General features: G+C 65.5%; 12 protein-coding genes. 4 read left to right on the top strand and 8 right to left on the bottom strand.

Annotated elements, in window-relative coordinates; translation table 11 throughout:
- Positions 1-155: 155 nt before the first annotated feature.
- The 7 genes from BW994_RS12915 to BW994_RS12885 form a co-directional block, all read right to left on the bottom strand.
- Entirely contained in the window at positions 156-2,594 is a 2,439-nt protein-coding gene (locus BW994_RS12915; protein ID WP_051657393.1) for a TonB-dependent receptor, read from the bottom strand.
- Between the two features lie 263 nt (positions 2,595-2,857).
- Entirely contained in the window at positions 2,858-3,340 is a 483-nt protein-coding gene (gene paaD, locus BW994_RS12910; protein ID WP_076454626.1) for a 1,2-phenylacetyl-CoA epoxidase subunit PaaD, read from the bottom strand.
- Positions 3,341-3,361: 21 nt separating this feature from the next.
- Positions 3,362-4,330 (bottom strand): glycosyltransferase family 2 protein, encoded by a 969-nt coding sequence (locus BW994_RS12905; RefSeq protein WP_029312225.1) that lies wholly within the window; start codon positions 4,328-4,330, stop codon positions 3,362-3,364.
- 11 nt (positions 4,331-4,341) lie between these two features.
- On the bottom strand, positions 4,342-5,247 hold the full coding sequence (locus BW994_RS12900; protein ID WP_029312226.1) for a polyprenyl synthetase family protein: 906 nt from the start codon (positions 5,245-5,247) through the stop codon (positions 4,342-4,344).
- Positions 5,244-5,510, bottom strand: a complete 267-nt coding sequence (locus tag BW994_RS12895; protein WP_029312227.1) for an exodeoxyribonuclease VII small subunit — start codon at positions 5,508-5,510, stop codon at positions 5,244-5,246. Before BW994_RS12895 ends, BW994_RS12900 begins: the two co-directional genes overlap by 4 nt.
- Positions 5,511-5,549: 39 nt before the next feature.
- Positions 5,550-6,479 (bottom strand): histone deacetylase family protein, encoded by a 930-nt coding sequence (locus BW994_RS12890; protein ID WP_029312228.1) that lies wholly within the window; start codon positions 6,477-6,479, stop codon positions 5,550-5,552.
- A 7-nt stretch (positions 6,480-6,486) separates the two neighbouring features.
- Entirely contained in the window at positions 6,487-6,735 is a 249-nt protein-coding gene (locus BW994_RS12885; RefSeq protein ID WP_029312229.1) for a sulfurtransferase TusA family protein, read from the bottom strand.
- A gap of 86 nt (positions 6,736-6,821) precedes the next feature.
- Between BW994_RS12885 and BW994_RS12880 the strand changes: the two genes are divergently transcribed.
- Positions 6,822-7,715, top strand: a complete 894-nt coding sequence (locus BW994_RS12880; protein WP_029312230.1) for an ROK family protein — start codon at positions 6,822-6,824, stop codon at positions 7,713-7,715.
- 3 nt (positions 7,716-7,718) lie between these two features.
- Here the strand turns inward: BW994_RS12880 and BW994_RS12875 are convergent, their stop codons facing one another.
- Entirely contained in the window at positions 7,719-8,090 is a 372-nt protein-coding gene (locus tag BW994_RS12875) for a hypothetical protein (protein ID WP_245594137.1), read from the bottom strand.
- Between the two features lie 143 nt (positions 8,091-8,233).
- On the opposite strand from BW994_RS12875, the gene BW994_RS12870 reads away from it, so the two are divergent.
- From BW994_RS12870 to der, 3 genes are read left to right on the top strand one after another with little or no spacing between them, the layout of a single operon-like run.
- Positions 8,234-8,902, top strand: a complete 669-nt coding sequence (locus tag BW994_RS12870) for a tetratricopeptide repeat protein (protein ID WP_029312232.1) — start codon at positions 8,234-8,236, stop codon at positions 8,900-8,902.
- An 11-nt stretch (positions 8,903-8,913) separates the two neighbouring features.
- The gene (locus BW994_RS12865) at positions 8,914-10,257 is read left to right on the top strand and encodes an outer membrane protein assembly factor BamB family protein (RefSeq protein ID WP_245594138.1); all 1,344 of its coding nucleotides are present in this window, start codon (positions 8,914-8,916) and stop codon (positions 10,255-10,257) included.
- Positions 10,254-11,624, top strand: coding sequence for a ribosome biogenesis GTPase Der (gene der, locus BW994_RS12860; RefSeq protein WP_029312234.1), 1,371 nt, complete (start codon positions 10,254-10,256; stop codon positions 11,622-11,624). Before BW994_RS12865 ends, der begins: the two co-directional genes overlap by 4 nt.
- The last annotated feature ends 38 nt before the right edge of the window (positions 11,625-11,662 follow it).

Genomic DNA, 11,662 nt, shown 5'->3' with positions numbered 1-11,662 from the left:
GTGGGACAAGGGGGATCGTAAGGAGAGGAAGCACTTCTTTTTTTGCAAAAAAAGAAGCAAAAAAACTCTCGTTATCTGGGGCTGTGGCGTTGACGCGGGTGTAGTCCCAATAAGTGAAAGTTTTTTGCTTCTTTTTTACAAAAAAGAAGCGCTTTCTAAAACTTAACCTTAACCCCCACAATCCCCGCAATCGGCGCCGCAATACTATAGCTGCGCGGATTGCTGAAGCCCGGGTCCTGCGCCACGTAAACACCGCCGGCCGGCGAGAACGTGCCGTAATTATAGTAGGTGGTATCGGTGATGTTATCGACCACGCCGAACAATTCGAGCTTCGGGGTTAGTTTGTAGCGCGTGGTCAGGTTCAGGACGACATAGCCGGGCAGCGGCGGCGTCAGGTTGGCGGCGTCGCCGTACAGAAACGACGACGTCTGGGCGACGCCGGAAAGCCCGATCGACCATTTCGGCGTGACATCGTAGCTGCCGCCCGCCTTGAACAAATTGCGCGGAATGCCCGGCAGGTAATCGCCGGGTAGGATCGTGATATTGCCGTTGGCATCCGCGGCGGGGTTGTTGGATTGTGTGGTGAAGCCGTTCTGATAGGTCGCATTGACACGCGAATAGCCGAAATACGCGTGCCAGCGTGTCGCATCGAGGCGCAGTTGCAAGTCGAACCCGGCGCGCTTGACGTTGCCGATATTGCTGAAATAGCCGGTGCCAAGCGGGTTGTACGGCGATTGCAGGAACTCGATGTCATCGTTTGTGACGGTATGATAGTAATCAGCATTATAGCTGAAGGTCGACCCGCCCGGCCCGATCGTGGCACCGCGCAGCCCGAGCGCGAATGTGCGCGCCACGATCTGGCGCAGGTTGGGATCGCCCGACAGGAAATTCGCCAGCGCACAGCTATCGAGCGGACTCGCGCACGACAATTCGGCCGGCGTCGGCGCCGCATTCGCCTCGGAATAGCCGCCGTAGAGCGTCGTCAGCGGCGTGATGTTGTCGGCAAAGCCGAGGGCGGGGTTCAGATGCTCGTAATAATGCCGCCCGCTCAGACCAACGCCGGGGGCGTTCGGGTCGGTCGGATCCTGGTCGTGCAGCGCGATATTGGCAATATTGAAGCGCGCACCGGCGGTGAGGGAAAATGTGTCGGTAAGATCGAGCGTGTCCGACATATAGGCACCGTAATATTCGTTGCGAATCACGACGCCGACCGGCACGGTGCCGGGCTCATCGAGGATGTACCCCGGGCTCGGAATGCCGGGCAGCGTGTAGAACACGCGCGAGAACGTCGTGATGCCGCCGGCGTAAGCGGCCGCGTCGTAGGTGGTGAAGCCGCCATCGAAGCTGAGCCCGGCGATGATGTGGTTATGCAGGCCGAATACCGGCGTGGTGTTTGAGACCTGGATCGATCCGCCATAGCCGTTGGTGTTGGTCGAATTCAGGTCGAGCTGCCCATACTGATAATAACCCGCGGCATCGGCCTGGGGCAGGAAATTCGGAATCGGGGCGCCGCCGCGCGTCGTGCTGACCGGATTGCCGGGCCCGCCCTGGCACAGATAGCCCGCATCCGGTCCGGGGCCGCACGGCAGGTCGTTCGGGCCGTTGCCGTTGACCAGATGTTCGAGCAGGTAGTCGTAATAGATCACCCCCTGGATCGAGGTATCCTTGGTCAATTGATCGTTGAGGGTCGCGCTCAGCTTGGCGTATTTATCGGCGATCAGATTGGGGCCGGTGAACTGCGAGGACGGTGCGATGTTGAGAATCTCGATCGGCACCGTGCCTGGTCCGTTCAGCACGGAATTGGCGATGGTGGCATTGACATGCAGCGTCGAGTGCGGACCGCGCCAGCCCAGATCACCATAGAAATTCTGAAGATCGGAGGATTGCAGGTCGCGCCACCCCGCCTCGTGGCGTTCCTGCAGATCGACATAGGCGGCAACATTGCCGTGCTGGACACCGTATTGCAGGTTGGCGTCGATCTTGCCAAAGGAGCCGCCGGACAACTCGATCTCGCCGCCGTGATAATCGAAGCCCGTCTTCATCGCGATATTGACCGCACCACCCAGCGCGTTCAGCCCGAACAGCGGATTACCGTCCTCGACGCTGAGCGTATGGATCGCGCTGTCAGGCAATGCGCTCATGATCGCGAGATCGCCGAACGGCAGGTTGAAGCGCGCGCCATCGACATAGACGCTCAGCCCGGCCGGCGTGCCCTGAATCGGGGAGAGTTCGAAGCCGTGATAGAGAATGTTGGGCTGGTAGGGGTTGGCCTGACTGTTCACCAGATTGACGCCGGCGGCCTGGCGGTTGAGCGCCTGCGCCGCATCCGCCGTGCCGCCCGCGCTGATGTCCTTCGCATCGAGCACCTGCACCAGGGCGGGAAATTTGGCGATGTTGATGCCGGTGTCCGCCAGAGGCGAGGCATCGACCACGATTTTCCGGATGTGGATGCTCGATTTCGGTGCGGCCGGCAGCACGATGATCGGCGCTTGCGGCACGGTTTGCGCCCGCGCTGCGGACGCCGCCAGCAGAACCGCGACACCCGGTATCAGCCAGCCCGACCGGCGCGGATCACCCATGGAAAGCCTGATCATGTGTTCGTTTCGTCCCTGCCCGGCATGGCGCGTTCGTTGCCGGATTGGGCGAGTGTAGGGGTGCGGGATCGATGGGACAAGCTTGGTGACCAGCGGTCCGGCACGCAAAGGCAAGGGAAGATCTTCTTTTTTGTGAACAAAAAAGAAGCAAAAAAAACTTTGTTAATTTGGGCCCGTGCCGTTTCAAACGCCCGTGCCCCAGAGTCAGAAAGTTTTTTGCTTCTTTTTTACAAAAAAGAAGCCTTCCCTTTTATCCAAGCCACTCAATGGCACTTGAACCGATCGAACCCGGTCTCGCACGCGGTGCAGCGCCAGATCGCGCGGCAGGCGGTCGAGCCGAACGGGTTGACCTCCTCGACCGCGGGCGAGAGGCATTTCGGGCAAACCACCGGCTTGTTGCGTTCGGGCGGCGCGATGCCGGAAGCACTCAGTTTGCGCAGCGCATCGGGCGACATCATGTCGGTGCTCCAGTCCGGGCTGGTCACCATGGTGACCTTGACCGGAAAAATCCCGGCTGACGTCAGGGCGCCATTGATTTCAAGCGCGATCATATCGAGCGCGGGACAGCCCGGATAGGTCGGCAGCATCAGCACCTCGACCCCGCCGCGATAGGGCAGGATGTCGCGCAAGATGCCGAGATCGACGATGCTGAGCATCGGCAGTTCGGGATCGGAAACGGCTTCGAGCACGGCGCGCGCGCGCAGCACGATCGGGTCGTTATCGTCCTGTTGAATGTCGGCGCTCATCGGGACCTCCGTATGGCGTGTTCAAAATAGAAATCGTCGCTCGGCGTTCCAGGCGGTGACGATCTGCCTGGCTTCCGGCGAGCGATCCTGCAAGGTGCCGTGTTGGCGGGCGAGCTGCTCAGCGTAGTGCAGGGCGAGCATGAAGGCCTTGCGCGCCGGATCGTTCGCCTTGGTATAGCGCAAGGGGCCGCCGCGATAGGTGATCGGCGCCAGGATGGCGCCCTCGTGATCGACCGGCGGTGCCAGATAGCCGGTGTTGACCAGCAGCGTGCCCGGCGCATCGCGCATCCGTTCGAACGGGGCGCGGTAGTGCGCGGACCTGCCCTGATCGACGGTTGCCTGACCGGCGGCGAGCACCTTGAGCCAGCCGATCGCCGATTTCTGCATGTCGTGCCAGCCGGAGCGGCGCGGGTAGTGCGCGAGGGCGACGGTATGCGCGCGCGGCGTCGGCACCGGCCGGCCATCGAGCGTGCCGCCGTGATTGCCGGCATCGATCGTGATCCGGGTGCCGAGCCCGCCGCGGACGATCATTTTGGTGACACCGGTCGGCACGCGCACCCGCCAGCGCAGGCGCACCGGCACGATCAGTTCGGCCGCATCGTCTTCCACCGTGTCGAAATAATGCACCAGCGGCACCGCCACCGCACGGTCCTGCACCGGCCGCGCGGCCAGCAAATCGGCCAATGGCGCATCGGTCGTGGTGATGAACTCATCGGCATCGAGAAACACCACAAAGTCGGCGCGATGCATCTGGTCGGCCATGCGGTAGAGCCAGGTGTTCACCGCAACCTCGTCGAACCCCGCGGCAATCGTCTGAAACACCGACAGGCGCAGCCCCTCCGCCTGCAACTGGCGCAGGATGTCGAGCGTCGCATCGGTGCTGCCGTTGTCGAGAAACACCATGTGATCAAGGCTGGCGTGATTATGCCGCACGAACGCCTCGACGATGTCGTCCTCGTTCAGGATGCGCGTGACCGATACAAGGCGCATCGCAGCGATACTCAGTTCCGGCGCGTGACCGTATAGGCCGCGAGTGCCCGCAGCAGCGCAGCCTTTTCGCCGAAGCTGTCCAGATAGGTCGCCGCCTGCTTGGCCAGATGCTCCGCCTGCATCCGCGCGCGTTCGATACCCATCACCGACACCATGGTCGCCTTGCCCTGGGCAGCGTCCTTGCCGGCGGTCTTGCCGAGGGTGGCATCCGACCCTTCGGCATCAAGGATGTCATCGGCGATCTGGAAGGCGGCCCCCAGATCACGCCCATAAGCGGCGATGAAATGGCGCTGCGGGCCGGAGGCGCGGCCGAGAATGGCGCCGGCCTCGGCGCTGTACTGGATCAGCCGGCCGGTCTTCAGCGCCTGCAACCTGGTGATCAGGGGTGGCGCGAGGTCCTTGCCCTCGGAGACGATATCGATCATCTGGCCGCCGACCATGCCGCGCGAACCCGAGGCCGCACCGAGTGCGAGCACCAGTTCGCAGCGCACCTCGGCATCGGAATGGGTGTCGGGCTCGGCCAGAACCTCGAAGGCGCGGGTCTGCAGCGCATCGCCGGCCAGAATGGCGGTGGCCTCGTCGAACGCCTTGTGACAGGAGGGTTTGCCGCGCCGCAGATCGTCATCATCCATCGCGGGCAGATCGTCATGGATCAGCGAATAGGCGTGCAACATCTCGACCGAGGCGGCGACGCGCGCGGCACAGGTGATGTTGACCGAGAACATGCGCGCGGTTTCGATCGCAAGGAAGCCGCGCATCCGCTTGCCGCCGCCCATCACGGCGTAGCGCATGGCTTCGACCAGGCGGTGCTCCTCGCCCTCCGGCACCGGCAGCAAGGCATCGAGCTCGGTTTCGATCAGGGCGGCCGCGCCGTTCAACCCGTCACGCAGTGCGACGGTCTGCATGACTTCACTCATGACGAGGCATCCTTCAATCCGAGCGATCCATCGGCTTTCGCGACGATCGCCTGCACCCGGCTTTCCGCCTCGGCGAGGCGCGCGTCGCAATGGCGTTTCAGCGCGGCACCGCGCTCGTAGGCCGCGATGGCGTCCTCGAGTTTCTGCGACCCCGATTCGAGGCCGCGCACGATGCGCTCGAGCTCGGCCAGCGCGTCCTCGAAACTCAGCGCGCCGATGTCAGCGACCGCATCCGCCGCCGCCCCTGGTTTGGTGACCGCCATGGTGAAAACTCCTCGGTTTTGGCCACCGATAGCGGCGGATCAGATGCGCATCAAGGCACGGACATGCGCGGCGGTGCCGGCGGCGAGCGCTGCCAGATCGTAGCCGCCTTCGAGCAGCGAGACGATGCGGCCGCCGCAATGGCGGTCCGCGACCTCCATCAGCGCGGTGGTCAGCCAGGCGAAATCCTCGGTCTCGACATTGAGCTGCGCCAGCGGATCGGCGCGATGAGCATCGAACCCGGCCGAGATGATCAGCAGTTCCGGGGCGAACCGGTCGAGTGCCGGGATCAATATGTCGCGCCACGCGGCGCGGAACTCGGCCGAACCCGATTCGGGGGGCAGGATGGCATTGACGATATTACCCGCGATCCCGGTCTCGCTCGGCCCGCCGGTGCCGGGATAGCAGGGAAACTGGTGCGACGAGGCATAGAACAGGTCGGGGTCATTTTCGAACATCGCCTGGGTGCCGTTGCCGTGATGAACATCGAAATCGACCACCGCGATGCGGCGCAACCCGTGGGCGCGGGCGTGATTGGCGGCGATCGCGGCATTGCCGAACAGGCAGAAACCCATCGCGCGGTCCGGTTCGGCGTGATGGCCGGGCGGGCGGGTGGCCACGAAGGCGCAGCGCGCCCAGCCTTCCTGCACCGCATCGACCCCGCGCATCGCGCCGCCCGCGGCCCGCAGGGCGGCGCGCAGGGTACCTTCGCTCGCGATCGTATCGGCATCGAGGTGGATTTTTTCGTCGCTGGCCGGGGCGAGCGCGAACATCGCATCGACATAGGCGTCCTGATGCACGCCGCGAATCGCCGCTTCCGGCGCTTCCGGCGCGGCTTCGCGCAGCAGGGGTTGGAACTCCGGCTGTTCGAGGGCGGCGAGCACCGCCCGCAACCTTGCCGGCCGCTCGGGATGGTGCGGCCCGGTGTCGTGGTCGAAACAATCCGGATGGGTGATCAGGGCGACGGGCATGTCAGGGTCAGACCTTTGCGGGCGATGGCGGGGCGGCGCATTTGATGGTGAAGCTCAGGACACCTTTCAACTCGCTCCACGAGACCAGGGCGTGGCCGGTATCGCGGCAGAAATCGCGGAAATCGACCACCGCGCCGGGGTCGGTCGCCAGCACGCGCAGCCGCTCGCCGGGCGCGAGACCGCGCAGTGCGCGCGCGGCGCGCAGCACCGGCATCGGGCATTTCAGGAATCGCGCGTCCACCATCGCATCCGCCATGGCCTGTATGGTGGCGTGTCGGCCCCTCTTGAGCAAGAGCGTCATACGGGAGATAGAGGCGATAATAAAAACCCACAGGACGGACCATGACGTATCGTATCGGCATCGATCTCGGCGGCACCAAGATCGAAATCGCGGCGCTGATGGACAGCGGCGACCTTGAACACCGGGTGCGGGTGCCGACGCCGCCGGATTACCGGGCAACGATCGAGGCGATCGCGGAGCTGGTGGCGGGCACCGAGCGCGCGCTCGGGCGGGCCAACGGCATCGGCATCGGCATCCCCGGCACCATCAGCCCGGCCACCGGTTTTGTGAAGAACGCCAATTCCGAGCGGCTGAACGGCAATCCGTTCGACAAGGACCTCGAGGCACGGCTGGGAAGGCCGGTGCGTGTCTCCAACGATGCCAACTGCTTTGCGATGAGCGAAGCATCCGATGGCGCGGGCGCCGGCGCGCATTGCGTGTTCGGCGTGATCATCGGCACCGGCTGCGGCGGCGGCATCGTGGTCGGTGGTGCCGTGCTCGAAGGGCGGCATCGGATCGCCGGCGAATGGGGCCACACCCCCCTGCCCTGGCCACGCAGTGAAGAGGTGCCGATGCGGCGCTGCTGGTGCGGCAAGGTCGGCTGTCTTGAAACCTATCTCGCGGGTCCGGCGCTGGCGGCGGAGGCCGATGGCATCGGCGCGCGCGATGCCGGCGGGCTGCCGGCGCGGGCGGCGGCCGGCGATGAGCGGGCGATCCGGGCGCTGGCGATCCATGCCGAGCGGCTGGCACGCGGCCTCGCGATGATCGTGAACATCCTCGACCCCGATGTAATCGTGCTGGGCGGCGGGCTTTCCAACCTCGATCATCTGTACCGCGACGTGCCGGGCCTGATGAAACCCTTCGTGATCAGCGACACGTTCGACACGCCGATCCGCCGCAACAAGCATGGCGATTCGTCGGGCGTGCGCGGCGCGGCCTGGCTGTGGCCGGCCTGAGGGTCAGGGCCAGCTGCGGTCGCGGTTCGCGAGTTGCAGCGGGCTGAGCTGATAGGGTCCGGCGGCAACCTGCGGCGCGTGGTCCGGCAATTGCGAGGGATCGGCCCAGCACGTCGCGTTACCGAGCGTCTGCGTGCAATAGGGAACCGGCGGCGGCAGCGGATGCGGGTGGCGGCAGTAGGATTTGTTCTGGTCGAGCCGGACCATCGAGCAATCCTTGCCGGTGACCAGCGAGATCACCGCATCCGGAATGGTGCGGTGAATCGTGGTGATGGCAAGCACATTGGCGCCGGCGGTGACGCCGAGGTCGGCACCAGCGCCGAGGCCGCAGCCGGCGAGCGGGATCAGGCACAGCAGGGCGATGATGAAGCGCATGATCACTCCATGCCATGAAATAGTGAAAATCCGGTTACGTTGCCCTGAAACGCGCGCGCCGCTATGGTCCGGCCGCGTCAACCCCGAAATCGGCGCGCCGCCGCCCTGCCGGCAGCGCGCGCATTCCTGAAGCGAGACCCTGCGTGCCCGATATTTTCGACGAAGTTGCCGATGATCTGCGTGCCGAGCGCACCCGCAAGTTCATGGTCCGCTATGCCGGTGTGTTCATCGCAGCGGCCGGGCTGGTGCTGATCGGCATCGGCGGGTGGAAGACGCTGCAATGGTATCACCAGCGCGAGAATACCCGCGCGGCAACCGCCTACCTCGCGTTGACCGACCGGATCGCCGCGGCCGGCGCCGGCGCCACCAAAGCGAGCGATCTGGCGGATGCCAAATCGCTGGTCGCGTTCGCCGCGAAAGCCCCCGCCGGCTACGCAGCACTCGCGCGCTTCCGCGCCGCCGCCCTGTATCAGGGCGCGGGCGATACCAAGGATGCCGAAGCGCTCTGGAGCCAATTGGGCGCGGCGGATAGCGGCGCCGATGCGACCTTGCGCGGCCTTGCCAACCTGCTCTGGGCGCAGCACGCGATGGGCACGGTGCCGAACGCGACGGTGATGGCGCGGTTGCAGCCCCTGATGGCGGGGTCCAACCCCTGGCACGACATGGCGCAGGTGAGTGCCGCGGTGCTCGACATGCAGGACGGCAAGACCAGCGCCGCGACCACGCTGCTGGGCGAGGTCACCGCCGATCCGGCGGCACCGGCCAATGTGCGGAATCTGGCCGAAGGGCTGATGGCGAAACTGAACGGATGACCGAACATACCATGACAACACCACGCGCCATTTCCAACATCGGGCGGCGCGGCGCGCTGCTGATGTCGGCGGCCCTGCTTTCGGGCTGCAGCCTGTTTGAGGGTTCCGACAAGAAGCCGGTGCCGGGCATCAAGATCCCGGTGCTGCCGCCGCACGAGCCGCTCTCGGTCGACGACAACGCCCCGCCGGTCGGGCTGCCGGCACCGACGCCACGCGCCGACTGGCCGCAGGCCGGCGGCAATGCCAAGCACAACACCGGCGTCGCCGCGCTGCCCGAACGGCTGACCGAGGCATGGCGCACCAGCATCGGCGCCGGGGCGACCTATCGGCGTTCCCTGCATGTGCAGCCGGTCGTCGCGGCCGGCAAAGTCTTCACGATCGATGCCAACGGCTTCGTCGATGCCGTAATGTTCGCCAACGGACAGCATGTCTGGCGCCAGAAGATGCGCCCGAAACACGATAGCAGCTTCGCCTTCGGCGGCGGCCTCGCCTACGCTGAAGGCGCGCTCTATGTCGCGACCGGCTTTGCCGAGTTGCGCATGCTCGATCCGGCAACCGGGGCAACGCGCTGGACCCGCAAGCTCGGTCAGCCCGCGCGCTCGGCCCCCACGGTCGGCGGCGGCAACATCTATGTCGTGCTGATCGACAACACGCTGGTCGCGCTCGATGCGAAAACCGGCAATCTGGTCTGGCGGTTTCCGACCGGCTCGTCGTCGAACTCGATGTTCGGCGCCGGCGCGCCGGCCTACGACCAGGGCGTGGTGGTGGCCGGGTTCGGCACCGGCCTGGTGGCCGGAATCAATGCCGCGACCGGTTCGGCGGTGTGGGAGCAGAGCCTGGCGGCCGGATACGACACCGCCAATCCGCTCAATGTCTCGAGCATCGTCGCCAATCCGGTGATCGGCAATAATCTGGTCGTGGTGACCGGGGTCGCTGGCACCACGGTCGCGTTCGACCTGCGGTCCGGCCGGCGGATCTGGGGCAAAGGCGCCGGTGGCGCCGAGACACCGGCGATTGCCGGCGAATGGCTGTTCCTGCTGACCGATGACCAGCGCCTCGCCGCGATTCATATGGCGGAGGGCTATGTGTCATGGGTGACCGACCTGCCCGCCTTCAAGAACCCCAAAAAATCCTACGGCCCGCTGCGCTGGCATGGACCGGTGGTGGCCGGCAACGGCCTGATCCTGACCGGGTCGGACCAGCGAATGATCGTGGTGGATGCGCGGACCGGCGTGCTGCTCGCCAGACCCGAAGACAGCATCGAACTGCACGGCGTCGCCGATGAACCGCCGATCGCGGTGGGCGGCACCTTGCTGGCCATGACCCGCGATGCGGTGCTGACCGCGTACCGATGAGCGACATCGAGGCGCCCCTCCCCGAAAACCGGGCGCCGCGGGTTGCGATCTGCGGGCGGCCGAATGTCGGCAAATCGACCCTGTTCAACCGCCTCGCCGGCAAGCGCATCGCGCTGGTCGCCGATGAGCCGGGGGTGACGCGTGACCGCAAGGAGGCGTGGGGCGAGCTATACGGCCGCAAGGTTCAGCTGATCGACACCGCCGGGCTGGAAGAGGCACCGCCGGACAGCCTGCCGGGGCGGATGCGCGCTTCGACCGGCACCGCCGTCGAACAGGCGGATCTGGTGCTGTTCGTGATCGATTCGCGCGCCGGCCTGCTGCCGGAAGATCGGCATTTCGCGGCCTGGCTGCGGCGCGCTGGCAAGCCGGTGATCGTGGTCGCCAATAAATCCGAGGGGCGCGGCGGTGGCTCGGCGGCGCTCGAGGCCTATGCGCTCGGGCTCGGCGAGCCGGTGGCGATTTCGGCCGAACATAACGAGGGCGTTTCCGACCTGATCGACCAGATCCTGGATGCCCTGCCCGCGACGATCGGCGATGGTGAGCCCGAAGGCGAGCGGCCGCTGCATCTGGCGCTGGTCGGGCGGCCGAACGCCGGCAAATCGACCCTGCTCAACCGGCTGCTGGGCGAGGAACGCTCGATCACCGGGCCGGAACCGGGGCTGACGCGCGATGCGATTGCTGCCGAACTGACCGATGGCACCGGCACGCGCTACCGCCTGTTCGACACCGCCGGGCTGCGCAAGCGCGCGCGGGTCGAGGCGGGGCTCGAGAAACTATCGACCTCCTCGACGCTCGAAGCCCTGAAATTCGCCGATACGGTGGTGCTGGCGATCGATGCGCATGAAGGCATCCACGATCAGGATTTGCAGATCGCCCGGCTGGTCGAGCGCGAGGGGCGGGCTTGTGTGATTGCGTTGACGAAATGGGATCTGGTCGAGGATCGCGACAAGACGCGCCGCGTAATCAAGGATCGGCTGGAATCCTCGCTGTCGCAGTTGAAGGGGATCGTCACGGTCCCGCTATCGGCCGAGACCGGCGAGGGCATGAGTAAATTGCTGCCTGCGGTGCGCGAGGCCGATGTGATCTGGAACAAGCGCGTCTCGACCGGCGCGCTGAACCGCTGGTTCGAGGGCGCGCTGGAGCGGTTTCCACCGCCCCTGGTCGAAGGCCGGCGGTTGAAACTGCGCTATATCACCCAGGTGAAGGCGCGGCCGCCGAGTTTCGCGATGTTCGGCACGCGCTGCGAAATGACGCCGGAGACCTATCAACGGTATCTGATGAATTCGTTGCGCGAGCAGTTTCATCTGGAAGGCACGCCGCTGCGGCTGTCGTTGCGCGGCACCAAGAACCCTTACGCGGATGATTGAACGTCAGGCGCGCGGCGCTGATCAAAGCGCCGCGTCGC

The organism is Acidiphilium rubrum, from assembly GCF_900156265.1.
GTDB lineage: Bacteria > Pseudomonadota > Alphaproteobacteria > Acetobacterales > Acetobacteraceae > Acidiphilium > Acidiphilium rubrum.
Note: the sequence above shows the minus strand (reverse complement) of the source record. Positions and strands in the feature narration are given on the sequence as shown.